General features: G+C 70.9%; 31 protein-coding genes and 2 pseudogenes. 18 read left to right on the top strand and 15 right to left on the bottom strand.

Going from position 1 to position 25,984, the window contains the following annotated elements:
* Positions 1–29: 29 nt before the first annotated feature.
* Positions 30–566, bottom strand: a complete 537-nt coding sequence (locus B1L11_RS03220; protein WP_143736854.1) for a hypothetical protein — start codon at positions 564–566, stop codon at positions 30–32.
* A 294-nt stretch (positions 567–860) separates the two neighbouring features.
* Here B1L11_RS03220 and B1L11_RS46430 point away from each other — a divergent pair, with 294 nt between their 5' ends.
* Positions 861–1,028 carry a hypothetical protein gene (locus B1L11_RS46430; protein ID WP_179154950.1) on the top strand — a complete coding sequence of 56 codons (168 nt, stop codon included), beginning with the start codon at positions 861–863 and terminating at the stop codon, positions 1,026–1,028.
* Between the two features lie 236 nt (positions 1,029–1,264).
* Here B1L11_RS46430 and B1L11_RS03215 read toward each other — a convergent pair whose 3' ends face one another.
* Positions 1,265–1,645, bottom strand: coding sequence for a PLDc N-terminal domain-containing protein (locus B1L11_RS03215; RefSeq protein ID WP_079313020.1), 381 nt, complete (start codon positions 1,643–1,645; stop codon positions 1,265–1,267).
* A 514-nt stretch (positions 1,646–2,159) separates the two neighbouring features.
* Here B1L11_RS03215 and B1L11_RS03210 point away from each other — a divergent pair.
* Positions 2,160–2,930, top strand: coding sequence for a phosphotransferase (locus tag B1L11_RS03210; protein WP_218670869.1), 771 nt, complete (start codon positions 2,160–2,162; stop codon positions 2,928–2,930).
* Between the two features lie 24 nt (positions 2,931–2,954).
* Here B1L11_RS03210 and B1L11_RS03205 read toward each other — a convergent pair whose 3' ends face one another.
* Positions 2,955–3,374, bottom strand: a complete 420-nt coding sequence (locus tag B1L11_RS03205) for a MarR family winged helix-turn-helix transcriptional regulator (RefSeq protein ID WP_079313018.1) — start codon at positions 3,372–3,374, stop codon at positions 2,955–2,957.
* 106 nt (positions 3,375–3,480) lie between these two features.
* On the opposite strand from B1L11_RS03205, the gene B1L11_RS03200 reads away from it, so the two are divergent.
* Together B1L11_RS03200 and B1L11_RS49650 are read left to right on the top strand one after the other, a co-directional pair.
* Entirely contained in the window at positions 3,481–4,806 is a 1,326-nt protein-coding gene (locus tag B1L11_RS03200) for an MFS transporter (protein WP_256862179.1), read from the top strand.
* Positions 4,800–4,922 (top strand): hypothetical protein, encoded by a 123-nt coding sequence (locus B1L11_RS49650; protein WP_256862178.1) that lies wholly within the window; start codon positions 4,800–4,802, stop codon positions 4,920–4,922. The genes B1L11_RS03200 and B1L11_RS49650 overlap by 7 nt, the downstream gene beginning before the upstream one ends.
* Positions 4,923–4,955: 33 nt before the next feature.
* Here the strand turns inward: B1L11_RS49650 and B1L11_RS03195 are convergent, their stop codons facing one another.
* On the bottom strand, positions 4,956–5,579 hold the full coding sequence (locus tag B1L11_RS03195) for an O-methyltransferase (RefSeq protein WP_079313016.1): 624 nt from the start codon (positions 5,577–5,579) through the stop codon (positions 4,956–4,958).
* Positions 5,580–5,612: 33 nt separating this feature from the next.
* Positions 5,613–5,963 carry a hypothetical protein gene (locus B1L11_RS03190; protein WP_079313014.1) on the bottom strand — a complete coding sequence of 117 codons (351 nt, stop codon included), beginning with the start codon at positions 5,961–5,963 and terminating at the stop codon, positions 5,613–5,615.
* 247 nt (positions 5,964–6,210) lie between these two features.
* On the opposite strand from B1L11_RS03190, the pseudogene B1L11_RS03185 reads away from it, so the two are divergent.
* The 3 genes and pseudogenes from B1L11_RS03185 (at position 6,211) to B1L11_RS03175 (ending at position 8,760) form a co-directional block, all read left to right on the top strand.
* Positions 6,211–7,397, top strand: a pseudogene (locus tag B1L11_RS03185) (acetyl-CoA C-acyltransferase).
* Entirely contained in the window at positions 7,394–8,071 is a 678-nt protein-coding gene (locus B1L11_RS03180; RefSeq protein ID WP_079313012.1) for a 3-oxoacid CoA-transferase subunit A, read from the top strand. Before B1L11_RS03185 ends, B1L11_RS03180 begins: the two are co-directional and overlap by 4 nt.
* 20 nt (positions 8,072–8,091) lie before the next feature.
* On the top strand, positions 8,092–8,760 hold the full coding sequence (locus tag B1L11_RS03175) for a 3-oxoacid CoA-transferase subunit B (RefSeq protein WP_218670868.1): 669 nt from the start codon (positions 8,092–8,094) through the stop codon (positions 8,758–8,760).
* Here the strand turns inward: B1L11_RS03175 and B1L11_RS03170 are convergent.
* Positions 8,732–10,159, bottom strand: a complete 1,428-nt coding sequence (locus tag B1L11_RS03170; protein WP_079313008.1) for a cell wall metabolism sensor histidine kinase WalK — start codon at positions 10,157–10,159, stop codon at positions 8,732–8,734. The genes B1L11_RS03175 and B1L11_RS03170 overlap by 29 nt on opposite strands.
* 313 nt (positions 10,160–10,472) lie before the next feature.
* Here B1L11_RS03170 and B1L11_RS03165 point away from each other — a divergent pair, with 313 nt between their 5' ends.
* Entirely contained in the window at positions 10,473–11,219 is a 747-nt protein-coding gene (locus B1L11_RS03165) for an SDR family NAD(P)-dependent oxidoreductase (protein ID WP_079313006.1), read from the top strand.
* Positions 11,220–11,229: 10 nt separating this feature from the next.
* Here the strand turns inward: B1L11_RS03165 and B1L11_RS03160 are convergent, their stop codons facing one another.
* Positions 11,230–11,505 carry a hypothetical protein gene (locus tag B1L11_RS03160; protein ID WP_079313004.1) on the bottom strand — a complete coding sequence of 92 codons (276 nt, stop codon included), beginning with the start codon at positions 11,503–11,505 and terminating at the stop codon, positions 11,230–11,232.
* Positions 11,472–11,648 (bottom strand): hypothetical protein, encoded by a 177-nt coding sequence (locus B1L11_RS46425; protein WP_179154949.1) that lies wholly within the window; start codon positions 11,646–11,648, stop codon positions 11,472–11,474. The genes B1L11_RS03160 and B1L11_RS46425 overlap by 34 nt, the downstream gene beginning before the upstream one ends.
* A 120-nt stretch (positions 11,649–11,768) precedes the next feature.
* Between B1L11_RS46425 and B1L11_RS03155 the strand changes: the two genes are divergently transcribed.
* On the top strand, positions 11,769–12,332 hold the full coding sequence (locus B1L11_RS03155) for a hemerythrin domain-containing protein (protein ID WP_143736852.1): 564 nt from the start codon (positions 11,769–11,771) through the stop codon (positions 12,330–12,332).
* Positions 12,333–12,548: 216 nt separating this feature from the next.
* Here B1L11_RS03155 and B1L11_RS03150 read toward each other — a convergent pair whose 3' ends face one another.
* Positions 12,549–13,343 carry an alpha/beta fold hydrolase gene (locus B1L11_RS03150; protein ID WP_079313002.1) on the bottom strand — a complete coding sequence of 265 codons (795 nt, stop codon included), beginning with the start codon at positions 13,341–13,343 and terminating at the stop codon, positions 12,549–12,551.
* A 36-nt stretch (positions 13,344–13,379) separates the two neighbouring features.
* Positions 13,380–13,958, bottom strand: coding sequence for an MFS transporter (locus B1L11_RS03145; RefSeq protein WP_143736850.1), 579 nt, complete (start codon positions 13,956–13,958; stop codon positions 13,380–13,382).
* Between the two features lie 59 nt (positions 13,959–14,017).
* Here B1L11_RS03145 and B1L11_RS03140 point away from each other — a divergent pair, with 59 nt between their 5' ends.
* Positions 14,018–14,410 (top strand): MerR family transcriptional regulator, encoded by a 393-nt coding sequence (locus B1L11_RS03140; protein ID WP_079312998.1) that lies wholly within the window; start codon positions 14,018–14,020, stop codon positions 14,408–14,410.
* A gap of 99 nt (positions 14,411–14,509) precedes the next feature.
* On the opposite strand, the gene B1L11_RS03135 is transcribed toward B1L11_RS03140, so the two are convergent.
* From B1L11_RS03135 to B1L11_RS03125, 3 genes are all read right to left on the bottom strand, one after another.
* Positions 14,510–15,004 carry a pyridoxamine 5'-phosphate oxidase family protein gene (locus tag B1L11_RS03135; RefSeq protein ID WP_079312996.1) on the bottom strand — a complete coding sequence of 165 codons (495 nt, stop codon included), beginning with the start codon at positions 15,002–15,004 and terminating at the stop codon, positions 14,510–14,512.
* Positions 15,005–15,080: 76 nt separating this feature from the next.
* Positions 15,081–15,713, bottom strand: coding sequence for a DedA family protein (locus tag B1L11_RS03130; protein ID WP_079312994.1), 633 nt, complete (start codon positions 15,711–15,713; stop codon positions 15,081–15,083).
* A gap of 102 nt (positions 15,714–15,815) precedes the next feature.
* Entirely contained in the window at positions 15,816–16,370 is a 555-nt protein-coding gene (locus B1L11_RS03125) for a TetR/AcrR family transcriptional regulator (protein WP_079312992.1), read from the bottom strand.
* Positions 16,371–16,492: 122 nt separating this feature from the next.
* Between B1L11_RS03125 and B1L11_RS49645 the strand changes: the two are divergent.
* From B1L11_RS49645 to B1L11_RS03110, 4 genes and pseudogenes are all read left to right on the top strand, one after another.
* Positions 16,493–17,080, top strand: a pseudogene (locus B1L11_RS49645) (FAD-dependent oxidoreductase); the annotation flags it as partial.
* Between the two features lie 65 nt (positions 17,081–17,145).
* The gene (locus B1L11_RS49640; RefSeq protein WP_306291590.1) at positions 17,146–17,727 is read left to right on the top strand and encodes an FAD-dependent oxidoreductase; all 582 of its coding nucleotides are present in this window, start codon (positions 17,146–17,148) and stop codon (positions 17,725–17,727) included.
* 219 nt (positions 17,728–17,946) lie between these two features.
* A complete protein-coding gene (locus tag B1L11_RS03115; RefSeq protein ID WP_079312990.1) occupies positions 17,947–19,158 on the top strand; it encodes a cytochrome P450 in 1,212 nt (403 codons plus the stop codon).
* Between the two features lie 40 nt (positions 19,159–19,198).
* Positions 19,199–19,399 carry a ferredoxin gene (locus B1L11_RS03110; RefSeq protein WP_079313128.1) on the top strand — a complete coding sequence of 67 codons (201 nt, stop codon included), beginning with the start codon at positions 19,199–19,201 and terminating at the stop codon, positions 19,397–19,399.
* Positions 19,400–19,475: 76 nt separating this feature from the next.
* Here the strand turns inward: B1L11_RS03110 and B1L11_RS03105 are convergent, their stop codons facing one another.
* On the bottom strand, positions 19,476–20,735 hold the full coding sequence (locus tag B1L11_RS03105) for a YncE family protein (RefSeq protein ID WP_079312988.1): 1,260 nt from the start codon (positions 20,733–20,735) through the stop codon (positions 19,476–19,478).
* A gap of 165 nt (positions 20,736–20,900) precedes the next feature.
* Between B1L11_RS03105 and B1L11_RS03100 the strand changes: the two genes are divergently transcribed.
* Together B1L11_RS03100 and B1L11_RS03095 are read left to right on the top strand one after the other, a co-directional pair.
* Positions 20,901–21,569, top strand: a complete 669-nt coding sequence (locus B1L11_RS03100; protein ID WP_218670867.1) for a TetR/AcrR family transcriptional regulator — start codon at positions 20,901–20,903, stop codon at positions 21,567–21,569.
* A 201-nt stretch (positions 21,570–21,770) separates the two neighbouring features.
* Positions 21,771–22,574: a tRNA(His) guanylyltransferase Thg1 family protein gene (locus tag B1L11_RS03095; protein ID WP_079312986.1), complete on the top strand. Its 804-nt coding sequence runs from the start codon at positions 21,771–21,773 to the stop codon at positions 22,572–22,574.
* Between the two features lie 39 nt (positions 22,575–22,613).
* Here the strand turns inward: B1L11_RS03095 and B1L11_RS03090 are convergent, their stop codons facing one another.
* Positions 22,614–23,714, bottom strand: coding sequence for a LacI family DNA-binding transcriptional regulator (locus B1L11_RS03090; protein WP_218670866.1), 1,101 nt, complete (start codon positions 23,712–23,714; stop codon positions 22,614–22,616).
* A gap of 313 nt (positions 23,715–24,027) precedes the next feature.
* On the opposite strand from B1L11_RS03090, the gene B1L11_RS03085 reads away from it, so the two are divergent.
* Positions 24,028–24,900, top strand: coding sequence for a carbohydrate ABC transporter permease (locus B1L11_RS03085; RefSeq protein WP_256862177.1), 873 nt, complete (start codon positions 24,028–24,030; stop codon positions 24,898–24,900).
* A 3-nt stretch (positions 24,901–24,903) separates the two neighbouring features.
* Positions 24,904–25,839: a carbohydrate ABC transporter permease gene (locus B1L11_RS03080; protein ID WP_079312984.1), complete on the top strand. Its 936-nt coding sequence runs from the start codon at positions 24,904–24,906 to the stop codon at positions 25,837–25,839.
* Positions 25,840–25,984: the final 145 nt, after the last annotated feature.

The raw sequence follows: 25,984 nt of genomic DNA, 5'->3' as shown, positions 1-25,984 counted from the left end.
CCGGGCGAGGTCTTCCCACCGATCGAAGGTCACTCCCCAAGGGGGCTTGGGGACCGCGCCGTCGCGTTCTGTCCGCGGCGGTAGCGTTCTTCGCACCTGGCCAGCAGTATCGCCGCGGCGGAGTCGCCGGCGTCGGCCTGGGCCCGCAGCTTCGCGATCGCCGCCTCGTCACCCCGCTCGGCCAGCAGCCGGGTCAACTCCTCCTCCTCTATGAACGCCCAATCCTCGGGGTCATCGTCTTCGAGCCGTTCGTAGGCATCCAGGGTGTCCAGGTACTCCTGATGAAGACCTTCCCGGTTCTGCCGCACAGCGTCAGAAACCTGCCACGTCGACACCGCGCCTTGCAGATCGCCGTCCTCGGCCTTCAACTCAGCCAACCGCTTCGTCGTGGGCGAGGAGCCGCCGTAGGCTCGAGCCCACACCCGCAGTGCGCCTTCCGGATCGCCGCTCCTGGCAAGCAACTCCCCCAACCGCCCTGCCGCGTTCTGGTCGCCGGCATCAGCCCGAGCCCGCAACTCCGCGATCTCGTTCCGGTCGGGCACGTCGCTGCTTGATCGATGTTCCATCGCCGGGTCACCTCATTCGCGAACCCCAGGAGCGCGGGCAAGGACCACCGCCCCACTCAGGGTACGTGCGCGCGCCGTCCCCTACCAGCGGTTGACGGCTCTGCAGAACGGCAGGGCCGGTACCGGGACGAATAGCTCAGTCCTACCGGGACGACTCTCGCCAGGTCTCGGCAGCGTGAATCCCGCGACCGGAGACGGCGGAGAACGCCACCCGATGACGCGCCGGATGGATCGCGGCGCTGTTCGTCGTGGTCATCGCCGCCGCATTGCTGGTCCAGGGAGCTGCGCGACGGCATGAACGCCAGACACGTCGGCGGCCGGGGAGAGAAGGCGGCCGACGTCATCGCCCGCGACGAGCACGGGCAGACCACCCCACTGCGTCGACGGCGCCTACGCCGCACCGCAGTCACGCGCCACCGCAGCCCATCACCCTTCGAAGCAGACCCGCAGGAGGCCACGTGAGCACTATCGACGGCGGCCCCACGAGCCGGAAGATGACGGCCCGAGGACGCCCCAGCGAATTCAGCGAAGCGCTGGCAAGAACCCGCGCGGCAGGAGCGCCACGAGCGGGTTCGGGGGCGACGAGCATCGGAGTCAAAGTCTCGTTCCCGCGGACGTCGCGATGCCCTGGGACCGGTCCATGCTCGGCTGCGCCTCGCTGGCGTCGCGCCGGATCAGGCTCGCCCGGGTGCCCGCCACTACTGGTCCTGGTTCTTCTCCGCCTGACGCTGCTGCTCGCGGTAGGCGCGGCGCTGTTCCTCGGCCCGCTCCCGGCAGCGGCGGAGGAACTCCTCGTCATCATCGGGGTTGGAGGGGACGAACCGGCCCGGCCGGTCGTACTCGGGGAAGCGCCCGGTGTTGCCCTTGTACGGCAGCCCGCCGGGCCGCGTCATGGTCTGCGGCCGGCCCGCGACCAGCCACAGGATCGACCCGACCTCGGGGAGGAACAGGACGATCAGGATCCACAACCCCTTGGGCAGGTTGCGGCAGTCCTCCTCCGCCGCGACGATCACGTCGAACAGGCAGAAGATCCATAAGGCGAGCAGAACCAGACCGAACCCGCCATAGATGAGGGGCATTCCGTATCCTCCCGGTTTCAGACGGGCAGAGCGTAGTGGATCCGATCTTCGTCTGAACGGACTTTCCCGGTAGGCGATCTTTCCCGATGTGGCGCCGGCCGCATGCTCCGACGACTCACGGCCCGACGGAAATCCGCGCCGTCGCGACGATGTCTGCGAAAGTGTTCGGATTTGTCTCAGTCTGCCGAAGGGGGCCGTCGTTCACCTCGTGCCGTCCGTACAGCTGATGGAGCGGGGCCGTCGAGCGCGTGCTGATCAGCCCCCGACCTCGAACTCCGCCGCCAAGGACCTGCGCAAGAGGGTGCCCGACGACATCGAGCAGGTCGTACGGAGACATCGGTGGGCCGAGCACGGGCGGCTGTACATCCAGGCAAAGGGCCGAGCCAGGCGGACAGGCATCCTCGCTCTCTCCGGTCCCGCGCGGACGGCGCGGCAGTACACTGCCGCCCGCCCGGGCCTGCCGCTCGTTCGCCGCGCCGGGGCTGTCAGGTGCGGAGGGATACACGGAGTAGACATGATCCAGGAGCGACCTCTTCCAGGCGGGAACACGAATGGGGCGGTCCGGGTCGGCGACACGGTCCGCCGTGTCCCCGGCCCGTGGACGCCCGCCGTGCACGCGCTGCTGCGGTATCTGGAGGACGTGGGGTTCGAAGGGGCCCCGCGTGCACGAGGGTTCGACGACCAGGGCCGGGAGGTCCTGTCGTACCTGCCGGGAGAGGTGCTCGGCACCACGCGGCCGTGGCCCGCGTGGGTGCACAGTGACGACGCGCTCCGCCAGGTGGGCGGCTGGCTGCGCGACTTCCACACCGCGGTGTCCAGCTTCGCCCCTCCGCCGGACGCGGTCTGGCGCGAGGGAGGGACCTGGCGGCCCGGCCTGGTCGTCGGCCACAACGACGCGGCGCCGTACAACGCGGCGTGGGCCGACGGGCGCCTCGTCGGTTTCTTCGACTGGGACTTCGCCGGTCCTGTCGCGCCGGAGTGGGACCTCGCCTTCACCGCCTTCTCCTGGGTGCCGCTGCACGCCCGCCATGTCGCGGCGGCGGAGGGGTTCACCGCGTTCGCCGAGCGGCCCCGGAGGCTGCGGCTGTTCCTCGACGCCTACGGCTGGGACGGCCCGGCCGGGCGGTTCGTCGAGACGGTCCGCCGGCGGGTCGGCGCCTCCGCCGACGGCATCCGGCGTCTCGCGGCGGCGGGCGACCCGGCGTACCGGAAGCTGGTCGACGACGGCGTGGACACCTCATTGGACGCGGCGGTCGAGGAGCTGTCCGGCTTCCGCGCCGAGTGAGACCGGTGCCGGCGAGTCCGCGGCTCAGGGTCGGGGCCAGGGCCGTCCGGCGAGACTTTCGATGTCGGTGTTGAACCGTCTCAGGTAGGCGGCGAAGGCCGCGACGTCCTCGGCCGTCCAGTCGGCCAGCACCTTCTCCAGGCCGAGGATGTTCTTCTCGCGCTCCTCACCGAGCCACCGCTCGCCCTCCTCGGTCAGCCGGAACTTCCGGGCGATGCCGCCGTCGGGGTCCGGGATGCGTTCCACCAGCCCGGCGCGCAGCAGGGCCGAGGTGTGCCGGTTGAGGGTGGACACGTCCAGCCCGAAGGCGTCGCTGAGCTGTCCGATGGACATCGGACCCGTCATGTGGATGCGGCTGAGGAGCAGGTAGGCACTGCGGTCGAGCTGCCGGTGCCGTCCGAGCAGCATGGTCTCGAACTCGATGAGGTGCGTGGGCTTGTCCATGCCGGTTCCTTCTCGTCCAGATGTGTGCACCCTACACGAATTGTGCCTTTAACACATGATGTGTAGGGTGCACATCGTTTTGACCATCGATTCGAGGGAGACCCACGTGGGAGGCTCCACGTCCGCCGCTCGCCCCGGCGGCATCGTCAGCGTGATGGCGGTGGCCGGCATCGTCGCGTCGCTCATGCAGACGTTGGTGGTGCCACTGGTCGGCGAGCTGCCGAACCTGCTGCACACCACCGCGTCGAACGCCTCATGGGTGATCACCGTCACGCTGCTCGCGGGAGCGGTCACCACTCCGGTCACCGGCCGGCTCGGCGACCTGTACGGCAAGCGCCGCATGATGCTGGTCTGCTCGGTGCCGCTGATCGCGGGCTGCGTCGTCTGCGCGATCGCGGGCTCCCTGACCCCGATGATCATCGGAAGGGGCCTGCAGGGCATGGGCATGGGCATGATCCCCCTGGGCATCAGCGCCCTGCGCGACCTGCTGCCGCCCGAGCGGCTGGGTCCCTCCATCGCGTTGCTGAGCTCGTCCATGGGGATCGGCGGCGCACTCGGCCTGCCGATCGCGGCGGCGGTCGCCGAGTACGCGAGCTGGCGGGCGCTGTTCTGGGGTTCGGCCGTGCTGAGCGTGCTGGTCGCGGTGCTGATCTGGCTGCTGGTCCCGGCCACACCCGCCCGGGCTTCCGGCCGGATCGACGCCGCCGGTGTGCTCGGCCTGGGCGCCGGGCTGGTGTGCCTGCTGCTGGGCGTCTCCAAGGGCGCCGACTGGGGCTGGGCGAGCGGCACCACGCTCGGCCTGCTCGCCGCCGCTTTGGTCGTACTGCTGCTGTGGGGCTGGTGGGAGCTGCGCGTCAGGGACCCGCTGGTCGACCTGCGCGTCACCGCGCGGCGGCAGGTGCTGCTGACCAACCTCGCCTCGATCGTGGTCGGTTTCTCGATGTACGCCCAGGCGCTGATCGTGATGCAGATCCTGCAACTCCCCGCGGCCACCGGCTACGGGCTGGGCCAGTCGATGCTGGCGGCCGGCCTGTGGATGGCCCCTTCAGGCCTGGTGATGATGGCCGTCTCGCCGCTGGGCGCCCGTCTGTCGGCCGCTCGCGGCCCCAAGGTCACCCTGATCGCCGGCAGCCTGGTCATGGCGCTCGGATACGGCTCCTCGACGGTCCTGCTGGGCTCCACCTGGGGCCTGCTGATCGTCACCTGCGTCTGCAACATCGGTGTCGGCCTGGCCTACGGGGCGATGCCCGCCCTGATCATGGGTGCGGTCCCCCGTTCCGAGACCGCCGCCGCCAACAGCTTCAACACGCTGATGCGCTCCATCGGCACCACGGTCTCGGCCGCGGTGGTCGGCGTCGTCCTGTCGCAGATGACCATCCGGCTGGGCGGACACGTGCTGCGTCGGAGGGCGGCTTCCGCGCCGGGATGCTGATCGGCTGCGCCGCCGCCCTCGTCGCCGCCGCAGTGACCATGGCGCTCCCCGCACGCCCGGCGGGCCGTACGGCCGGTCACGACGTCCCCGAGCCCGTCACCGCCACGAAGCCCTGACCCGGAGGGAAGGGTCGCGCTGCGCGACCCGGTTCAGCAATCCGCCGTGCCGGACGTCTCGGCGAACCGGCGAGTGGCCACGAGCGCGGCCAGATCCGGCGCGAGGCGAAGTTCGGCCGCGTCCAGTCCTGGGTGGCCGAGCCAGTGCATCCGCGCCTGGTCGACGGTGCCGTCGAACCGCGGCGGCCAGTGCCGAGCCGGGGTCAGGTCGTCGATGACCAGCGTGCCTCCCGGATTGAGCAGCCGGTGCGGATCAGCCGGCTGCTCGCCGCTCTTGCCCTGGCCGCCGCCGTCGAGCACCAGCAGGTCATACGGCCCGTCCCGGTAGATCTCCCGCCAGTCACCGCGGATCACCGAGACCTGCGGATGATCGAGGAAGACCTGGGCGGCCAGGGACGCTCGATGTGCGTCCCGTTCGACGCTGACCAGCCGGGCCCCGGGCCGGGCGCCCGAGGCCAGCCATGCCAGGCCTACGCCGCATCCGGTGCCGGTCTCCCCGATCATCTCGGCCCCGGCCGCCAGGGCGTACAGCAGCCGCCCCTGCTCAGGCCGGCAGGAAGGGGCGAAGCCCGCCTGCCGGGCCACCTCGACCGCACGCCTGACCAGTGGAGGCAATCCCGCGAGATCGGCGTATTCCGCCGTACCGTCGACCGACACCGCCCCCAGGTTAGGCCGACCGGCGTCGGTTTCCTAGTAGAAGCAGGCGCGACGGGGAAGCTTGCCGGACGCCTTGATGACGACCGTCTTGTGGCGCTTGCCGTTCGGGTCGTTGATCCACATGGTCAGACGCGGGTATTCGTGGGCGCACACCCTCTTCTCGCTCTTCTTCAGGTGCTTGAACTGGTAGATCACCCGCTTCCAGTTCTTCTGCGGGGTCTCGATCATCCACCCCTCACCGCTCTGCATTTCTCCCATGCAGTTGCGGATCCCCTGGCACGGGCTGCTGTACGTCGTCGCGGCCTCGGCGGACTGGGCGGCCGACGGCTGGGCGATCAGCGCGGTCAGGGCGACGGCCACGCCCGCGGCGAACTTACTGGTCACGTTTGCTGTCCTCACGATGATTCTCTCAAGGGTCGTCACCACATCGACCGCGCCAGCCTGACGCGCCGCCCTTGTGAACCGCTTGGAGATCGTTGGGGCGTCGCTCCTCGCCGGCGGCTACCGTCCGGAGCCCTCGCCTCCGCCGGTGCGCCCGAGGACGCCCCGGTCGCGGGTCGACGGCATGGACTATGCTCGTGGCGTTCGCAAAATGAACCCACGTTCGCATAGCGAACAAGAAGGGAACGTGATGGGCTCGGCCTTCGTCTACGCCGCGGCGCGCACGCCGTTCGGCAGGTTCAACGGGGCGCTCGCGAGTGTCCGGCCGGACGACCTCGCGGCCACCGCGCTGCGCGGTGTGCTGGCCAAGCTCCCGGGGCTGGATCCGGCGGAGATCGGCGACGTGGTGTGGGGCAACGCCAACGGCGCCGGCGAGGACAACCGCAACGTGGGCCGGATGGCCGTGCTGCTGGCCGGGCTGCCGGTGACCGTGCCGGCCACCACGGTGAACCGGCTGTGCGGGTCGAGCCTGGACGCCGCCATGATCGGCTCGCGGACCATCGAGAGCGGCGACGCCGACGTCGTCGTCGCCGGTGGCGTGGAGTCGATGACGAGGGCTCCCTGGGTGCTGCCCAAGCCCTCCCGTGCCTTTCCCGCCGGGGACGTGACCGCGGTCTCCACGACGCTCGGCTGGCGGCTGGTGAACCCGCGCATGCCCAAGGAGTGGACGGTTTCCCTCGGCGAGGCCAACGAGCAGCTCGGCGAGAGGTTCGGTGTCTCGCGCGAACGGCAGGACGCCTTCGCCGCGCGGTCGCACGTGCTGGCCGACGCGGCCTGGAACGACGGCTTCTACGACGACCTGGTCGTCCCGGTCGAGGGCGCCGACCTCACCCGGGACGAGGGCATCAGGCCCGGCACGACGCCGGAGATCCTCGCCGGGCTCAAGCCGGCCTTCCGCCCCGACGGCGCGATCACGGCCGGCAACGCCTCCCCGCTGAACGACGGCGCCTCGGCGGTCGTGCTCGGCTCGCGGGCCGCCGCCGACCGGATCGGCGCGACCCGATCGCCCGCGTCGCGGGTCGCGGCGCCACGGCGCTCGAACCGCAGATGTTCGGGTACGCGCCGGTCGAGGCGGCCAACCAGGCGTTGCGCCGGGCCGGCATCGGCTGGGACGACGTCGGCGCCGTCGAACTGAACGAGGCGTTCGCCGTGCAGTCGCTGGTGTGCCTCGACGCCTGGAAGGTCGACCCCGCGATCGTCAACACCAGGGGCGGCGCCATCGCCATCGGCCATCCCCTGGGCGCCTCCGGCGGGCGCGTGCTCGGCACGCTCGCCCACGTGCTGCGCGAACGGCGCGAGCGGTGGGGCGTTGCCGCCATCTGCATCGGCGTCGGCCAGGGCCTGGCCGTCGTGCTCGAGAACGTGAGCGCGTCATGACCACGGTGTTCACCGACCCCGCCGAGGCGGTCGCGGGCATCGCGGACGGCTCCACCGTGCTGATCGGCGGCTTCGGCATGGCCGGCATGCCCGTACGGCTCATCGACGCGCTGATCCGGCAGGGGGCCACGGACCTGACGGTGGTCAGCAACAACGCGGGCAACGGCGACACCGGCCTGGCGGCGCTGCTGGCCGCCGGGCGGGTGCGCAAGATGATCTGCTCGTTCCCGCGCCAGAGCGACTCGTGGGTCTTCGACGGCCTCTACCGGGCCGGCAAGATCGAGCTGGAGGTCGTCCCGCAGGGCACCCTCGCCGAGCGCATGCGTGCGGCCGGGGCCGGCATCGGCGCCTTCTACTGCCCGACCGGGGTCGGCACGCCGCTGGCCGAGGGCAAGGAGACGCGCACCATCGACGGCCGCGACTACGTGCTGGAGTATCCGATCAAGGGGGACGTCGCCCTCATCGCCGCCCATGTCGGCGACCGGATGGGCAACCTCGTCTATCGCAAGACCGCGCGCAACTTCGGGCCGGTCATGGCGACCGCCGCGACGCTGACGATCGCGCAGGCGCACCACGTGGTCGAGACCGGCGAGCTGGACCCCGAGGCCGTGGTCACCCCCTGCATCTACGTCGACCGGATCCTGGACCTGAGCGCGACGGAGGCGACGTCGTGAAAACCACTGTGAAAACCCCTGTGAGGACCGTCGAACACCTCGGCCGCGGCCCGCTCGGCCGCGACGAACTCGCCGCCCTCGTCGCCCGGGACATCCCGCCCGGGTCCTTCGTCAACCTCGGCATCGGCCAGCCGACGACGGTCGCCGACCACCTCCCGGCCGGCTCCGGGGTCGTCCTGCACACCGAGAACGGCATGCTCGGGATGGGACCCGCCGCCCACGGCGACGAGATCGACCCCGATCTGACCAACGCCGGCAAGATGCCCGTCACCGAGTTGCCGGGCGCCTCCTATTTCCACCACGCCGACTCGTTCGCGATGATGCGCGGCGGTCACCTCGACGTGTGCGTGCTCGGCGCCTTCCAGGTCTCCGAGCGCGGCGACCTGGCCAACTGGCACACCGGCGCTCCCGACGCCATCCCCGCGGTCGGCGGCGCCATGGACCTGGCCACCGGCGCCAAGCAGGTGTTCGTCATGATGACGCTGTTCGCCAAGGACGGCACGCCCAAGCTCGTCCCCGAATGCACCTACCCGCTCACCGGGCTGGCCTGCGTGAGCCGCGTCTACACCGACCTGGCCGTCTTCCACATCGGCCCCGAGGGCGTCACCGTGGCCGAGACGTACGGCACGAGCGTGGCCGAGCTCGCCTCCCGGCTGGAGGTCACCGTACGCACCCTCGGGGGTAGGTAGGAGGGCGCCGGTCACGTGGCGACATGGGTCCTGGGGCGCTCCGTCGTGCTGCCCGCCTGGGCGGGCGCCGTCCCCGTCCCGGCGTCCTGGGCTCCGGACAGCACGGGGATGCGGAGCACGAACCGGGCCCCGCGCGGGCGTCCTCGATCGTGAGGGATCCGTTGTGGGCCTTGGCGGTCTCGCGGCAGATTGCGAGGCCCAGGCCGCTGCCGCCGGGGTCGCGGCGCCGCCCGTCGGCGAGACGGACGAAGGGTTCGAAGACCCGCTCGCGGTCCTGCGGGGCGATGCCGTCGCCGTCGTCCTGGACGGCCAGCACGGCGTGATCCCCTGCCCGCTCCACCGTGACCTCGACGCGGGAGCAGGCGTGCCGCTGCGCGTTGGTCAGGAGGTTGTTCACGACGCCGATCAGGTGCAGCCGCACGCCCTCGACGAGCAGCGGGCCGCCCGTGGCGCGCAGGGTCACCGAGGTGCCGTGCGACCGCGCGGCGACCTCGTCACGCACCAGCGCGGTGAGGTCGAGCGGCTCGGGGCGCGACGTGGAGGCGTTCGTGAGCCGGGTGTAGGCCAGCAGCTCGTCGATGATCGCCTGGAACCGCTCCGTCGTGCGCATCGCGGTGCGGATGGTCTCGCGCGGGTCGACATCCTCGGGGTAGGTGAGCGCCTCGTCGAGCTGGGTGCGCAGGGCGGCCACCGGGGACCTGAGCTCGTGGCTGGCCAGGGAGGCGAAGCGGCGCTGGTAGGTCACCGCTTCCTCCAGCCGCTCCAGGTACTGGTTGGAGGTGCGGGCGAGCTGGGCGATCTCGTCGTCGCCGGGCGGCTCGGGGACCCTCAGCCGCAGGTCGCTGCGGGTCGCCTCGCGTACCTGCTCGCGGATGGCCGTCACGGGCCGCAGCGTCCGGCCCACCACCAGCCAGGTGGTCCAGGCGGCGATGGCGGAGACCAGCAGGACCGCGGCGAGGATGCCGAACTCCAGCCGGTGCGCCGCCAGGATCCACGGCTGTACGGTCGCGGCGTACAGGAAATGCGGCTCGCCGGCCCACAGCACGTCGGCCGCCTGCGGCAGGATCCGCATGGCCGTGACCAGAAGGCAGCGCCCCTCGGACGGACACTCGGCGAGATACCGGACGCGGTCGCGGACCGACGGCCGCACCTCGCTGAGAGGCCTGTTCGCCGCGGCGCGGGTGGCCGCCTCCACCCTCCCCTTGGAGTCGACGAGCTGGAGGAACTCGACGTGATCGACCGGGTAGGGCTGGGGAATCCGGCCGGGCCGCATCGACGAGATCCAGGCGATGCCGACGCGCTGCGTCTCACCGAACGCACGGTCCTGGACCCGGCCGCGCGCACCGAGGTCCAGGCTGACACCGATCACCGTGAGGACGATCAGGGCCAGGACCCCCACGGTGAGGGTGTAACGAGTACGGATGGAGTGGGGACGCAGTCTCAGTCGTCCGGATCTCACAGCCCTCCCTCCCGGTCGACGCGAAGCTGCATGGGGAAGGCACCACGATAAATCGGCGTATTTCAGACAACAGGCACCTATGACTCTCTTTTTACAGAGAACCACCCATCGCTTTCCTTGGGCCCGCCGCAACGCCAAACCGTGGCCGCTCGATCACCGCTCCTGTCTCATGCCGCGGCAAACTCAGCGGATCTCCCCTCGAAGGGGCACCACACCGTGATGATCGGAACAGAAGGGACGCTAGTCTCCCCCTGTGAGTGAGCGAGCAGTCCTCGTTACCGGCGCGTCGCGCGGAATCGGACGGGCGATCGCGACGGCCTTCGCCGCCGCCGGCGACCGCGTCGCCATCCATCACCGCGGCTCCCCCGAACTGGCCGAACGGGTCCGTGCCGAACTGCCGGGAGCGGGCCACGCCGTCGTCCAGGCCGACGTCGCCGATCCCGCCGACGCGCGGCGGATGGTCGAGGAGGCCGCGGCCGCCCTCGGCGGCATCGACGTCCTGGTCAACAACGCGGGGGTCTTCCTGCACCACCCGATCATGGAGACCTCGTACGAGGAGTGGCAGGAGGTGTGGCGCGAGACGCTGGCCGTCAATCTCGTCGGACCGGCCAACGTCACCTGGAACGCCGTACGGCACATGGCTCCGGGCGGCAGGATCGTCAACGTCTCCTCACGCGGCGCCTTCCGCGGGGAGCCCGACAGTCCCGCCTACGGGGCCAGCAAGGCGGGCCTGAACGCGCTGGGCCAGTCGCTCGCCATCGCCCTGGCGCCCCTCGGCATCGCCGTGGCGACCGTGGCGCCCGGCTTCGTCGAGACCGACATGACCGACGAGCATCTCAAGGCGCCGCGAGGCGACGAGATCCGCGCCCAGAGCCCGTTCGGGAGAGTGGCGAGGCCCGAGGAGATCGCGGCCGCCGTCCTCTATCTGGCGTCACCGGACGCCGAGTGGGCCAGCGGCACGATCGTCGACCTGAACGGCGCCTCCTACCTGCGCAGCTGAGCCGGGACGGTCAGTTGGGCGCCCAGTATTTGACCAGGACCTTCTCCAGCCTGCTCACGACCGGTTGCCAGGTGGGAGGCAGGGTGTAGCGGGTTGCCCGGTGCCCCTTGTAGGACAACCGGTAGGCGATGAAGTCGGCCCCCGGAGGCTGGGACTCGGAGCGCCCGAGCCGCAGGTGTTTCAGCGAGCCGCGCAGTCCGCGCCACTCGGCTGTGGTCAGGCATTTGCGGACGGTGGGGCCGGTGCGGCGGCTCAGCACGGCGCAGCCGTCGGTGTAGACGGCCACCCGGTTGTGCAGCCCGGCGAACCGCCCTCCTCCCGCAACTCCACGAGCAGCTTCCTGTGTGCCGTGGCCGCCTCGGCGGGAGCGGTGACGGCCAGCACGGGCAGGGCCGCCAACGGCAGCAACGCGATACGCGAAATCCTCATGCTCTCTATGACGCATCACGGCGCCCTCCGGCTCACGGAAGACGTCCGGGCGAGGCGCGGGTGTAGGCGATCCGGGTTCGGGCAGGCGGGTCGGAGTCTCCGACTCGAAAGGTGACGAAAGTGGCCACTGCTACGGAACAGGACGTCATCGACCTGCTGCTGGCGCAGCACAACCAGATCAAGACCATGTTCGCGGAGGTCGCCGCCGCCCGGGGCGAGCGCAAACGCGAACTGTTCAACGAGCTCGTACGGCTGCTGGCGGTGCACGAGAGCGCGGAGGAGCAGGTCGTGCACCCGGCGGCGCGGTCGAAGGCGGGAGAGGAGGTCGTCGAGGCCCGGCTGCACGAGGAGGACGAGGCCAAGCACGCCCTGTCCGACCTGTACGACCTCGGCGTCGACGACCCCGAGTTCGACACCCGGCTGGCCGCACTGGAGAAGGCGGTCGTCGACCACGCCACGCACGAGGAGCGGGAGGAGTTCCCCCGGCTGCGTCGGGAGACGCCCCCGGAGCGGTTGCGCCGCATGGCCGGCGCGGTCCGGGCCGCCGAGGCGATCTCGCCGACCAGGCCCCATCCGGGCGCCGGGGAGTCCGCGACCGCGAACATGCTGCTCGGCCCGCCGGTGGCCGTGTTCGACAAGATCCGCGACGCCGTGCGGGACTGGCGGCAGTCGAACAAGGACTGATTCCCGCCCGCTCGGTCCGGCGTGAGAGCGGCTCGGCCACGGGACCGCTCCGGCCTGATCCCGACGGCGATCGGGGTACGCGGCACCCGCGACCGAGCACCGGCCGTGGCACGTGCGGGCCCGTCCACGCGGACGGGCCCGCACGCCTGCGCACGCCTCCTCGCCAAGGATGTCGCCGACAGCCCGGCCGGGTAAGGGCAGGAGTGGGTGCGGGGCTCAGGCGCGGCTGTCGCGCAGGAAGTCGCGGATGAGGGCGCCCCACTGCTCGGGCTGCTCGATGAACGGGAGATGTCCGGTTTGGATCTCGGCGTAGCGCGCCCCGGGGATGGCGTTGCTGAGCTGGCGGTGATGGTACGGGGTGACGAGCTGGTCGAGCGTGGTGGAGATGACGAGGGTCGGCACCGTGAGCGCGGCGAGGTCGGGCCGTACGTCGACGTGGTCGATGAGCAGGTCGAGGTGCTCCGGCGTGCCGGGCGGGATCGTGGCCGCGGTGGTCTTGATGGCCGTGTCGAGGTCGTCCTGGTCGATCGCGTCCAGGGCGGGGGCGCTGAGGCCGATGAGGGATAGGAAGCCGGCCAGGCGCTCCAGGTCGTTGGCGCGGAGCAGGTCGCGCCATATGCGGGCCGCGAGCAGGAACCGCGGGTTGGGGTGGGCGAAGCCCGCGGTGAGGACCAGAGCGGTCACGCGGTCAGGGTGGCGGGTGGCGGCCCGGATGGCGACCGGGGCGCCGAGGGAGTAACCGGCGATGGCGAAGGTCTCCACGCCCTCCTCCACGGCGGTGGCAACCAGCTCATCGGCCAGACCGTCCAGGGAAAGCGGAGCTTTCGCGCGCGGGGTTCGGCCGGTGCCGGGGTAGTCGGGCCCGACGACGGTGTGCTCCACGGCGAGGGTGTCCAGGATGGGGCCGTAGTTGGCGTCGATACCGCCGCCGGCACCATGGGCGAGCAACAGGCCGGGGCCGGTGCCGCGCACCACGCGGCCGAGGCGGGAGCTGGGCAGAGCAGTGGACATAGGCTGTTTCTCCTTCTGTTTCTCTGTGAGGGATCACTACGCGGTGATCGTGGTGGTGCGTGATCGGCGGGCGGCCACCGCTGCGAGGAGCACGGCGCCTCCTGCCACCAGGGCACCGGCCCAGGGCAGGTCGGCAGGGTGAGGCCAGTGGTGAGGGCTTGGCCGCCGAACCGGGAGCCGCCGGCGACGCCGAGATTGAAGGCGGAGGCGCTGGGGCGCGGTCGGCCAGGCGGCCGCCGAGGACGTCACCCACGACCGCGCCCAGCCCGAACAGGGCGAGCAACGTGGTGACCTCGGAGTCGGTGTGCCGGCGAGGAACACGCCCAGCAGGACCAGCAGCGCGCGGCGGCGTGCCAGGCGCAGCATCCTCGCTGTCACCAGCGCCCCGGCGACGGTGACCACGAGGGCGTACCAGGTCACCAGGGACCCGACGGCGGGCAGCGGGCGGTGCAGATCGGCGAACAGTTGGGGCAGCAGCCCGACCATGACCCACTCGGCGGTGCCGACGACGAACACGCATGCGGTGAGTACCGCCAAAGCGGCTGCCAGGCGCGGCGCGGAAAGCAGGGATGACCGGGTCGCCGAGAGAGCCACGAGAGCTGTGCCAGTGGTCATGACCGAGATGCTAAAGTCTCACATCAATGTGAGAGTCAATGCGGTGAGGTGCAGATCACGTGCGCATCGGGGAGATGGTCCGCCGGACCGGGGTCAGCGAGCGGCTGCTGCGCTACTACGAAGAACAGGGTCTGCTGGCGCCGGCACGGCTGCCCAGCGGCTACCGCGTCTACAGCGACGCGGACGTGGACACCGTCCGGCGCATCCGCACCCTGCTCGCAGCCGGGCTGTCGACCACCACCATCGCCCAGGTCCTGCCCTGCGTCCGCGACGACGGCCCGAACCTCGCGCCCGTGTGCTCCGAGCTGGTGGCGCAACTGCGCCGCGAGCGCGAGCGCATCACCCACACCATCGAAGATCTGCAGGCGTCACAGGGCATGCTCGACGCGGTCATTGCCGCCGGCCCCGCCGATGCCGCCCCAGCAGGCCGGCAGCCGATCTCACAGGGCTGATGCCGCCGCGTGAATGGGCGGCGGCCTCGGCGATCACGGCTGTCATCGGACGCTGGAACACGCCGGCCCTCGCCCAGGACCGAAACCGGTCGAGAGGCCCTAGGGGCGATCGAGGCGGCGGACTCCCTGCCCGGGGCGCCAGAGGTCCATGACCATGGCGGATCCCTCGATCTGCGTCAACACGACCTCGCGGATGTCCGCCGTGAAGAAATGGGACTCGCTGAAGGCATCGGGACCGAAGCCGCGGGCGGCCAGCATCGGCGCGAGCCGGTCTCGATCGGTGACCTCGACCGCATAGCCGGACAGCTTCGTGTCACCCCCCGATGAGCCGGCGGCCTCGCCGGCGCCGAGGATGACCGGAGGGCCGTGCAGGGCGAAGCGCGGATCACGCTGCAGGTCACGGGCCTTCAGAGCACCGGGCATCGATCCGAACCACAGTTCGTCACCGATGATGTACGCCTCGATGCCGCTGACCCGCGGCGAGCCGTCCTTACGCAGCGTCGCGATGGTCTTGTGCTTGTGCGACTCGAACGACTCCCTGACCCGGGCGGCGAACTCCGGTGCCGATTCGGCCACTTCACGCCAGTTGGCCACACGTCCTCCTTCACAGGCACTTGAATGAGAGAGCCAGCCTGTCAGACGGGACCGACAAAAAGCCGCGGCGACGACATCACGAGCGGCCGGAGTTCCCGCGCTCGCAGGAGCCTCTGCGGTGCCGCCGGACGCGCCACACGACCAGGACGGTCACGACGAGCGCGGCGAGAACGGCCGCGACCACACCGCCGACGGCCGACTGCACCTGCTCGTACGCCTCCCCGGCGAAGAAGCCCAGGAGGGTGTAACCGACGCCCCAGAGCACCCCGCCCAGGACGTTGAACAGGAAGAACCGCCGGTAGTGCATGCGTGACACCCCGGCCAGGGTCGGCATCATGGCACGCAGGAACGCGACGAACCGGGCGATGAGCACCGCCTGAGGGCCCCACCGGCGAATCAGCGCCTGGGCCCTCTCCACGCGGTCGCGACGGCGCCGCAGAACCCGTACGTCCAGGACGCTGGGGCCGACGCGGCGGCCGATGAGGTAACCCACGCTGTCGCCGGCGATGGCGGCCAGCGTCACCACGAGCCCCAGCCAGTACACCGACAGCTTGCCCTGGCTGGCGAGCACGCCGCCCAGCACGGCGGCCGTCTCCCCCGGCACGACGAACCCCACGAACAGCGCGTCCTCGGCGAAGACCAGCGCGGCCACGACCGCGTAGAGCACCGCCCCCGACAGGCCCCAGAGCCAGTTGATGATCGCGTCCACCCGTCCTCCATGCGCCTCCCCGTTGTCGTGTCCCCGAGGAGGTGCGCTTACGCGCGCCGCACGGGCGAGCGTGGTTCGCTCAGTTGTCGCCGGACCGCCCGGTCAGGCGTCCATGCCCTTGCGCAGCAGGGCCCACGCCCGTGCGGCGGCGACGCGGCGGGCCGGCGCGGGTCTCATGGTGAGGACCGCGGCGAACATGCCGACGGCCAGGATCAGGTCCTCGGTAGTGAGGTCCGCGCGGACGTGCCCGGCGCGCCGGGCCTCGGCGAGCTTGCCGTCGAGCACCTTGGCCACGCGGTCGCGTACGGCGATGATCCGCGGGTCGTCGGCGTACGCGCTGACCATCTCGATGAACGCGGTCGAGGCGATGGTCTGCTCCCTGATCAGGGCCAGCAGGTCGTCGAGCGTCGCACAGGGCTCGGCGGCCAGCGCCTCCAGCTCGGCGACGCCGTCCTCGAACACGGCCAGGGCGAGGCTGGTGCGGTCGGGGAAGTGCCGGTAGAGGCTGCCCTGGCCGACTCCGGCGGCGCGGGCGACCGCGCTGAGCGGCGCGTCGTAACCGGCGGCGGCGAACACCTCCCGGGCCGCGGCGATCAGCGCCGCCCGGTTCCCCGCCGCGGCGCTGGGTCCCCTGTTCGTCCGGCGCGCTACAGCCATGCGGTCAGGATAGCAACCGGACATCAATGTCCGATTTTTCGACATCGACTTCGTCCTTACTCGACATATGACTGTCAGCCGGGCTACGGTGTTCCGGACAACGTTGTCCGGTTGAACCGGTCGTGGGCGTCCCCCGAGCCCTGACCGGCGCCACCGTCGCCGGTCTCACCAGCTATCGGAGGGAACGCGATGAACACGCTGGGGCAGTCGTGAACCGGGTCGTGATCGTCGGCGCCTCGGCGGGCGGGCTGATCACCGCCGAGGCGCTGCGCAGGGCCGGCTACCGGGGCGCCTTGACGCTCGTGGGCGACGAGCCGCATCCGCCGTACGACCGCCCGCCGCTGTCGAAGCAGATCCTGACCGGCGAATGGGAGCCCGGCCGGCTGCCGCTGCGTCGGGACGACGACATCGAGGCGCTGGGCCTCGACCTGCGCCTGGGAGTGGCCGCGACCGGGCTTGACGTGGCCGGGCGGGCGGTGGAGCTGGCCGACGGCGCCCGTGTGCCCTACGACGGGCTGGTCGTCGCGACCGGCGTACGCTCCCGCCGCCTGCCGGGAAGCGAGGGGGTGACCGGGATCCACACGCTGCGCACCCTGGACGACGCTCTCACGCTGAAGGACCGGCTGCGTCCGGGACGGCGGCTGGTGATCGTCGGCGCCGGGTTCGTGGGCGCCGAGGTCGCCGCCGTCGCCCGCGGCATGGGGGTGGCGGTGACGATGCTGGAGGCGGGCCCGGTCCCGATGGCGCAGGCCGTCGGCGAGCAGGCGGCCGGTTCCTGGCCCAGGTCCACCGTGACCACGGGGTCGACCTGCGCACCGGCGCCGCCGTCCGCGAGGTCGTCGGAGCCGGCGGCGCGGTCAGCGGTGTGCGCCTGGGCGACGGGACGGTCCTGCCGGCCGACGACGTGCTGGTGGCCATCGGCTCCGTGCCCAACACCGGCTGGCTGGAGGGCAGCGGGCTTTCCCTGGCCGACGGGCTGGTGTGCGACGAGTTCAGCGCCGCCGCACCCGGCGTGTACGGGGCCGGGGACGTGGCCCGCTGGCACAACCCGCTGTTCGGCACGGCCATGCGGGTCGAGCACCGCACCAACGCCGCCGAGCAGGGCATGGCCGTCGCCCGCAACCTGCTCTCCCCCGAGGCCCGGCGGCCGTTCGCCCCGGTGCCGTACTTCTGGTCGGACCAGTACGACATGAAGATCCAGGCGTACGGGCACCTGCGCGGCCACGACGAGGCGGTCGTCGTGGACGGCGACATCGCGCAGCGGCGTTTCCTGCTCGCCTACCGCACGGACGAGCGGCTGACCGGGGTGCTCTCCGTCGGCATGCCGCCGAAGACCTGCGCGCCTGGCGGGCGATGATCGCGGCCGGCGCCGCGTGGGCGCACGCCGTGAGCACGGCCGCCGCCCGCCCCTGACACACCCGACGCTGAGACACCCGTCCCGAAGACGCCCCGGAGTTTGCATGCAGACGGGCACCGGCACGACCGGCCTTCACGCTTACCCGGGCATACGTGATGGGCGCCGTCCTTCCCATCTGGGGGTGCACGGCGACCGACCATCCATAAGAGGAGATGCCGAATGAGTGTCAACGACCAGGTCCTGAGCTACCCGATCCCCAACGACGCGGCGCTGGACCCGCCCGCGGAGTGGGCCGAGTTGCGCGCCCGATGCCCGGTGGCCCACGTCACGCTGCCCAGCGGCGACGGGGCGACGCTGCTGACCCGCTACGAGGACGTCAAGCAGGTGCTGGCCGACCCGCGCTTCACCCGCCAGCTCAACGCGCCCGACGCGGCCCGGCTGTCGGCGGACGGCGGCGGGGTGTTCAGCAGCGAGATGGCGACGATCATCCCCGACAGCGGCGAGGAGCACCAGCACTGGCGGCGCCTGGTCGGCAAGTGGTTCACCGCCAAGCGCATGAACGCCATGCGGCCCGCCATGATCCGGATCGCCGAGGATCTCATCGACGACATGGTCAAGCGCGGTGCGCCGGGCGACCTCAGGGCGAGCCTCGGCTTCCCGCTGCCGGTCTACGTGATCTGCGACATGCTCGGCGTGCCCGCCGCCGACCGGGACCGGTTCTCCTACTGGTCCGACACGCTGCTCAACCTCACCCGCTACGGCAAGGACGAGATCGAGGCCGCCCAGGGCGAGTTCTTCCAGTACATGTCCGACCTCGTCGCCGCCAAGCGCGCCGAGCCCGGCGACGACCTGCTGAGCGAGCTGATCGCGGTCGGCGGCCCGGAAGACGGCGGGCTGTCCGACATCCAGATCCTGGTCACCGGTATGGCGCTGCTGGTCGCCGGGCACGAGACCACCGCCAACATGATCGGCAAGATGGTCTCCATGCTGCTGGCCGACCGCTCCCGGTGGGAGCGGCTGCTGGCCGACCCGTCGCTGATCCGCACGACGGTGGAGGAGTCGCTGCGCTTCGACGCCAACTCCGGCTTCGGCCTGCCCCGCTACCTGAACGCGGAGACCGAGGTCAGCGGCACGGTCCTGCCCCGCGGCACGACCGTGGTATGCAGCATGGCCGCCGCCAACCGCGACGAGACCGCCTTCGAGAACGCCGCCGAGATGGACCTGACCCGCAGCCCGAACCCCCACCTGGCCTTCGGCTCCGGCGCCCACTCCTGCCTCGGGCAGGCGCTGGCCCGCACCGAGCTGCAGGTCGTCCTGGAGGTGCTGCTGCGCAGGCTCCCGACGCTGGAGCTGGCCGTGCCGGTGGAGGAGCTGGAACGCGTGGAGGGGCTGGCCGTCGGCGGCCTGCGCGAGGTCCCAGTCCGCTGGTGACCCCCGACCACGAAGACCCGATGGCAAGGAGGACATGGACATGAAGGTCATCGTCGACGAGGCGAAGTGCTGCGGCGCCGGCCAGTGCGTGCTGATCGCACCGGAGGTGTTCGACCAGCGCGACGAGGACGGCATCGTCGTCCTGCTGGAGGCCGAGCCCGCCGAGGACCGGCACAGCGCGGTCCGCGAAGCCGCCGCCGTCTGCCCCGGCGCCGCCATCCAACTGGACGAGGGCTCCTGAATCCCCATCGGCTCCGAACCCGGAGCGCGACGGTGGTGCCGGGGCGGGGCGGCCCGTCCCGGCACTCGCGGGGGGTTCAGCCGGCGGCCGGAGGGGTCCAGCCGGCCGGGATGCGGGCGATGCGGACGCGCTGCGGGTGGTCGCCGACCGGCACCGAGACGATCTTCTGTCCGGTCGCGAAGTCGATGGCGGTGACCCGGTCGGCGCCGCTCTCGGAGATGACGCAGGCCCGTCCGTCGCCGCTGACGGTGGCCCAGTAGGGCTTGGACGCGCTCACCAGCGGGCCCTCCTGCAGCGTGGCCCGGTCGACGACGGTGGCGTAGTCGTCCATCGTCCCGGCGACGCAGAGCTTGTCGCCGGCGGGGTTGATCGACAGCCCGTGGTGGCGGGAGTCGTTGACCCAGGTGGTGCGGTCCTCGCTGGTGGCGGGGTTCTTGGGCAGGGTCTTGATTCGCGTGATCCTGTCCGTGGCCGTGTCGTACTCGGCGAAGCCGTTGAAGAACGAGACCTGGAAGTACAGCTTCGACTCGTCGGGCGTGAAGACGGCGGGCCGCACCGCGTCCGACAGGTCCTTGCGGCCGAAGGCGTCCAGCCGGTCCCGCATGTCGATGGTCCTGACGACCTTGTACGTCGAGGCGTCCGCGATCGTGATGTGGCGGTCGCCCTTCAGCCAGTCCTGCGACGGGCTGTCGAAGTCGTTGTCGACCTCGCCGATCGACATGTTCCAGATGTACCTGCCGCCGCCGGTGAAGATGTTCTCGTGCGGCTTGTCGCCGGCGCCGAACGAGCCGAGCTGCCTGCCGGTGTTGATGTCCAGGACGTGCACGGTGTTGGAGGTGGAGGCCGAGACCGCGACCTTGGCGCCGTCGGGCGACACGGCCATGTGGTCGGCGCGGAAGCCGGAGACCGGGAACCGCCACCTGATCGCACCGGTGGCCAGGTCGATCGACACCACGTCGGCGAAGCTCGGGCGGGAGACGACCATGGCCGTGCCGTCCGGGGTGGCGTACATGTCGTCGACGAACTGGTCGTGCCCCTCCCCGGGGCCCTGCCGGATGCCCAGGAAAAAGGCCAGCTTGACGGGGTTGAGGTAGATCTCGGCCAGCCGCCGGGCCTTGTCGGGGATGACGTTGATCCGGCCGATCCTGGCGAAGCTCCCGCTCGACTCGATGACGTCAGCGGTGCCGTCCCAGTTGTTGCCGACGAACATCACCTCGCGCAGTCCGTCGGCGGCGCGCGCGGGACCGGCGGGAGCGCCGTAGACGACGGCGGCGGTGACCGCCACGGCGACGGCGAGCAGTGATCCGCGCCGGCGTGCGAGGGCCGAAGCGTGCATGTTCTTCCTCCGGGGGGGTGGGAGGTGGACGGAGATCGAGCATGGCCGGCCGTGGGGGTCCGCACGCCTCGGCGCGCGGACCCGCGCAAGTCTGAACATTTCGATATTCAGACTTGTTACTGGATGGTAGGCACGTGTGACGCCCGCCTACAAGGCCCAAAATTCATGCATCACGGAGCGGAGGACGCGGTGGCGGGCAGGATCACCCCGGCGGCGGGCCGGTACGGCGGCAGATCGGCGGAAGAACGGCAGGCCGAGCGCCGCAGGCGCTTCCTCGAGGCGGGCCTGGACCTGTTCGGCGGCGGCCCCGGCTACCGCGCCACCAGGATCACGGACGTGTGCCGGGCCGCGGGCCTGTCCAGCCGCCAGTTCTACGAGGAGTTCCACACCCTGGAGGACCTGCTGGCCGAGCTGCACCTGTACGTCAACGACGTCGCCCAGCGGTCCGTCCTCGCCGTGCTCCCCCAGGTGCGGCACCTGGAGCCCATCGACCGCTGCACCCGGCTGTTCCGCGCGTACGCCGCCGGGGCCACCGCCGACCCCCGTCACACCCGCATCGCGTTCGTGGAGATCATCGGCGTGAGCCCCCGGCTGGACCGCCAGCGCCTGGACCGCCGCGCCCGTTGGATCGACTTCCTGTGCGAGCAACTGGACGACGCCGCCGGCCGCGGCGAGATCCCCCCCGCGCGACTTCCGCATCACAGCCGCCGCGTTCATCGGGGCGATCAACGGGCTCATGCACGACTGGGCCGTCGGCTGGGTCGACGCCACCCGCGACCAGATCGTGGACGAGCTCCTGCTGATGCTCCTGGGCAGGCTCCAGGTCCCCGATGAAGAGGTGGACGGCTGAACAGGCCGCGCTGCCTCACATCCCGGCGCCTGACGCACCTGCCATCGAGGAACGCCGGTCTCCGTCCTCGCTCGCGATAAGGGTGGCGATAAGCGGTGGCGGCCCCTCCCCCGTGGCGTGAGATCCTGCATCGCCCACCCCCACCCCGAGACCGGCCAAGCGGCAGAGGCCAAGGAGAGACCGGCATGAGCGACAAGACCGCGCTCGGCGACCGCATGAAGGCGTACGAGCACGCCACCAGGAGTGTGCTGCCGCGCCGGGCGTACACGATCCTCCGCGTCGACGGGCGGGCGTTCCACACCTTCCTCCGCGACGCCCACCGGCCGTTCGACCGCGCCGTCATGGACGCCATGAACGAGGTCGGCAGGGCGCTGTGCGAGGAGATCACCGGCAGCGTGTTCGCGTACGTCCAGTCCGACGAGTGCAGCGTCCTCATGACCGACTTCGCCACCCCGTCCTCGCAGCCGTGGTTCGGCGGCGTGACCCAGAAGGTCGTCAGCGTGGCCGCGAGCATCGCGACGATCACGTTCAACGAGGCATACGGCACCGGGCCCGCGGACGGCCGGCGTGCCACGTTCGACGCCCGCGCGTTCACCCTCGCCGACCCTTTCGAAGTCGCGAACTACTTCCTGTGGCGGCAGAACGACTGCGTGCGCAACAGCATCACGATGGCGGCGCAGGCGAAGTTCTCCCACCGGGAGCTCCACGGCAGGTCCACGGGGCAGATGCAGGAGATGCTGTGGGCCGGCCACGGCATCAACTGGAACGACTACGAGGCCGGCGCGAAGCGGGGCCGCGTCGTCGTACGGGAGACCGGGCAGCGCGAGGTCGCCTACCGGGACGGCCGGACGGGGAAGGCGGAGACGATCGTCGCCGCACGGTCGTGGTGGGAGACGCAGGCGGCGCCGCGCTTCACCGCGGACCCTGCCGGATGGCTCGCCGCCGTGATCCCCGCCATGCCGTCGCTGACCGCCGGGAAGGCCACCTGACGCCCGCGCCGGCCGCTCGCGAACCGGCACGTGGCCGCCTTACGGCCGGGCGCGCGGCGGCGGCGCCGTGCTCTCGCGGACGACCAGGCGGGTGGGGACGAGGTCGGTGCCGGGCCGGGACGCCCCGCCCTCGCGGATCTGCCTCAGCACGCCCTGGACACAGCGCCGCCCGACCTCGGCGAAGTCTTGGTGGACGGTCGTCAGCGGAGGGACGAAGCAGGAGGCGTCGGGGATGTCGTCGAAGCCGACCACGCTGACGTCGGCGGGCACCGCGCGCCCCCGCTCGTGGAAGGCGCGCAGCAGGCCGAGGGCCATCTGGTCGTTGGAGGCGAACACCGCCGTGCAGCCGGGTTCGCCGGCCAGCGCCAGCCCGGCGGCGTAACCCGACTCGGCCGACCAGTCGCCGTGCAGCGGCGGGGGCACCGGCCGCCCGGCCTCCTCCAGGGCCAGGCGCCAGGCCTGCGCCCGGCGCTGGCTGGCGAAGGACGTCTTGGGGCCGGTGACGTGCCAGACCGTCTCGTGGCCCAGGTCGAGGAGGTGGCGTACGGCGAGCCGGGCGCCTTCGGCCTGGTCGGTGTCGACCACGCTGTAGCGGTCTCCGGCGTCGGAGTCCACGACGACGACGTGGACGCCGGGAGGAAGCGTCACCGTGCCGGCGTCGAGGAGGTGGATCTCGATGATGACGATGACGGCGTCGACGGCCAGCTCGCCCATCCGGGTGAAGGCGCCCAGCACGTTGTCCTGGGTCGGGATGCCGATGGGGATCAGCGTGATCGCGTAGCCCTCGGCCGCGGCGTGGGTGGCGATCGCCTCCACGGTGCGGCTGTTGCCGGTCGAGGCCAGCCCGAAGAGGATCACGCCGATAGTGTTGAACTGGCCGTACCGCAGCGCCCGGGCGGCGCTGTTGGGCCGGTAGCCCAGCTCCCGCATCGCCGCGAGCACCTGCTCCCGGGTCGCGCCGACGACGCCGGGATGGCCGTTGGCGACCCTGGAGACCGTCTGCGACGAGACGCCGGCGAGCCTGGCCACGTCGGCCATGGAGACCCTCTGCTTTCGGCGCCCGCCCGGGATGCCCGAGCCGCCCCGCTGCGCGCCGCCGATCGGCGCCGGGGCCTGCCGGGCCGGGCCGTCCGGATCCATCGCTGTGTCGCTCCCGCCTGCTCGCCCCCGTCGCCGAAGATCGTACGTCGCGATCCGACCGGGTGTGACGTGGGGAGCCCTTGACCTCTCGTAGGACGGGTGCCACCATACCGCAGCAGAAGTTTACGTAAACATAACCTCGGCGACTCGAGAGATCACCCTCCGCCACGACAGAGCCGTGCTCGTTCGCTCGCGATGTTCACGTAAACATGCTCATGATGTTCACGTAAACAGGAGAGTCACGGCCGGTAACCACGCCGCGGAGAGGAGCGAGCCGGTGGTCTCGGAAGGGTATTCGAATGCTCGGGGGGTCTTGGCCGCCAGACGCAGGTCATGGGTCGGCTGGCAGTTCGTCGGGCCGTTCATGGCGGTCTTCGCGCTGGTCTTCCTGGCCCCGATCGCGTACTCGATCTACCTCAGCCTGTTCCGCACCCGGCTGATCGGCGGGACGGCCTTCGTCGGCGCCGACAACTACCTGAAGGTCCTGCAGGACCCGCAGTTCTGGTCGGCGTTCGGGCGCGTCGCGCTCTTCCTGGTCGTCCAGGTGCCGATCATGTTGTTCCTCGCGCTGCTGGTCGCGCTCGCGATCGACAGCGGCAGGCTGTACGGCACGGCGTTCTTCCGGATCTCGGTGTTCCTGCCGTACGCGGTGCCCGCGGTCGTCGCCACGCTGATGTGGGGCTTCATGTACGGGACCAGGTTCGGCCTGATCGGCAACATCAACGAGGCGTTCGGGCTCTCGCTGCCCGACCCGCTGTCGCCCGACCTGGTCCTCGCGTCGATCGGCAACATCGTGACCTGGGAGTTCGTGGGTTACAACATGCTGATCCTCTACTCGGCGCTGAAGGTGGTGAACCCCTCGCTGTACGAGGCGGCCGCGCTCGACGGGGCCGGCCAGCTCCGGATCATCTGGGCGATCAAGCTTCCCGCCCTGCGCGGCGCGCTGCTGATCGCCACGATCTTCTCGATCATCGGCAGCTTCCAGCTGTTCAACGAGCCGAGCATCCTCAAGACGATCGCGCCGAACTCGGTCACCACCTACTTCACGCCGAACTACTACGCCTACTCGCTGTCCTTCGCGGGCCAGCAGTTCAACTACTCGGCGACGGTCGCCATCGTCATGGGGATCATCACGATGATCGTCGCCTACCTCGTCCAGCTGCGCGGCATGCGGAAGGCGGTCTGACCCATGGCGACCACTGCTCCGGTCACCGGCCGGAAGACCACCCCGGGCCATGCTCCCCTGGTGATCAGGCACGGGTTCCGGCGGCGCCGGTCCCCGCAGGACCGCCGCAGCGCGACGCTGACCGTGCTGACCGCGCTCATGCTCGTCTACACGCTGCTCCCCCTGGTCTGGCTGGTGATCAACGCCACCAAGACCCAGGAGGGATTGCTGGGCTCCTTCGGCCTGTGGTTCGACGGCGACTTCGCCCTGTTCGACAACATCGGCACGACCTTCACGTACAACGACGGGATCTTCGTCCGCTGGCTGCTCAACACCCTGCTGTACGTGGTCGTCGGGGCGGGCGGCGCGACCCTGCTGGCGACGCTGGCGGGCTACGGGCTGGCGAAGTTCGACTTCCCCGGCAAGAAGGCGGTGTTCGCCGTCGTGATCGGGGCGGTGGCGGTGCCCGGCACCGCGCTTGCCGTCCCCACGTTCCTGATGTTCGCCAAGATGGGCCTGACCGACACTCCGTGGGCGATCATCATCCCGTCGCTGGTCTCGCCGTTCGGCCTCTATCTGATGTGGACCTTCGCCACCGACGCCGTGCCGAAGGAGATCCTCGAGTCGGCGCGGGTGGACGGCTCGGGCGAGTTCCGCACCTTCTTCCGCATCAGCCTGCCGCTGCTGGCACCCGGCCTGGTCACGGTGCTGCTCTTCAACGTGGTCGCGACCTGGAACAACTACTTCCTGCCGCTGATCATGCTGAAGGACCCCGACTGGTATCCACTCACCGTCGGCCTCAAGGAATGGAACCAGCAGGCCCTCACGGCGGGCGGCGAGGCAATCTTCAACCTCGTGATCACCGGTTCGCTGCTCACCATCATCCCGCTGATCGCGGCGTTCCTGCTGCTGCAGCGCTACTGGCAGTCGGGCCTGGCCGCCGGAAGCGTCAAGGAATGACCGGCCAAGGAACGACCGGCACGGCGTGACCGGCCACGCGATGACCGGCACGGTATGGCCGCCCCCACCGACGTCTGTCTCCCCGGATAACTCAGAAAGGCACATCCCATGGCGATAACCCGCCGTCGCGCCCTCCTGCTGGGCG

This window comes from Microbispora sp. GKU 823, from assembly GCF_002027145.1.
Taxonomy (GTDB): Bacteria; Actinomycetota; Actinomycetes; order Streptosporangiales; family Streptosporangiaceae; genus Microbispora; species Microbispora siamensis.
The sequence above is the reverse complement of the archived record's forward strand: the minus strand, read 5'-3'. Positions and strand labels throughout refer to the sequence as shown.

Excerpts from the sequence above, each read along its gene's own strand:
- B1L11_RS03150 (WP_079313002.1), bottom strand. The coding sequence starts at position 13,343 with ATGTCCACTGCTCTGCCCAGCTCCCGCCTCGGCCGCGTGGTGCGCGGC.
- B1L11_RS03205 (WP_079313018.1), bottom strand. The coding sequence starts at position 3,374 with ATGGACAAGCCCACGCACCTCATCGAGTTCGAGACCATGCTGCTCGGA.
- B1L11_RS49650 (WP_256862178.1), top strand. The coding sequence starts at position 4,800 with ATGCTGATCGGCTGCGCCGCCGCCCTCGTCGCCGCCGCAGTGACCATG.
- B1L11_RS03220 (WP_143736854.1), bottom strand. The coding sequence starts at position 566 with ATGGAACATCGATCAAGCAGCGACGTGCCCGACCGGAACGAGATCGCG.
- B1L11_RS03210 (WP_218670869.1), top strand. The coding sequence starts at position 2,160 with ATGATCCAGGAGCGACCTCTTCCAGGCGGGAACACGAATGGGGCGGTC.
- B1L11_RS03180 (WP_079313012.1), top strand. The coding sequence starts at position 7,394 with ATGACCACGGTGTTCACCGACCCCGCCGAGGCGGTCGCGGGCATCGCG.
- B1L11_RS03215 (WP_079313020.1), bottom strand. The coding sequence starts at position 1,645 with ATGCCCCTCATCTATGGCGGGTTCGGTCTGGTTCTGCTCGCCTTATGG.
- B1L11_RS03080 (WP_079312984.1), top strand. The coding sequence starts at position 24,904 with ATGGCGACCACTGCTCCGGTCACCGGCCGGAAGACCACCCCGGGCCAT.
- B1L11_RS03105 (WP_079312988.1), bottom strand. The coding sequence starts at position 20,735 with ATGCACGCTTCGGCCCTCGCACGCCGGCGCGGATCACTGCTCGCCGTC.
- B1L11_RS03110 (WP_079313128.1), top strand. The coding sequence starts at position 19,199 with ATGAAGGTCATCGTCGACGAGGCGAAGTGCTGCGGCGCCGGCCAGTGC.
- B1L11_RS46425 (WP_179154949.1), bottom strand. The coding sequence starts at position 11,648 with ATGAGGATTTCGCGTATCGCGTTGCTGCCGTTGGCGGCCCTGCCCGTG.
- B1L11_RS03095 (WP_079312986.1), top strand. The coding sequence starts at position 21,771 with ATGAGCGACAAGACCGCGCTCGGCGACCGCATGAAGGCGTACGAGCAC.
- B1L11_RS03115 (WP_079312990.1), top strand. The coding sequence starts at position 17,947 with ATGAGTGTCAACGACCAGGTCCTGAGCTACCCGATCCCCAACGACGCG.
- B1L11_RS46430 (WP_179154950.1), top strand. The coding sequence starts at position 861 with ATGAACGCCAGACACGTCGGCGGCCGGGGAGAGAAGGCGGCCGACGTC.
- B1L11_RS03100 (WP_218670867.1), top strand. The coding sequence starts at position 20,901 with ATGCATCACGGAGCGGAGGACGCGGTGGCGGGCAGGATCACCCCGGCG.
- B1L11_RS03125 (WP_079312992.1), bottom strand. The coding sequence starts at position 16,370 with ATGGCTGTAGCGCGCCGGACGAACAGGGGACCCAGCGCCGCGGCGGGG.
- B1L11_RS03145 (WP_143736850.1), bottom strand. The coding sequence starts at position 13,958 with ATGACCACTGGCACAGCTCTCGTGGCTCTCTCGGCGACCCGGTCATCC.
- B1L11_RS03090 (WP_218670866.1), bottom strand. The coding sequence starts at position 23,714 with ATGGATCCGGACGGCCCGGCCCGGCAGGCCCCGGCGCCGATCGGCGGC.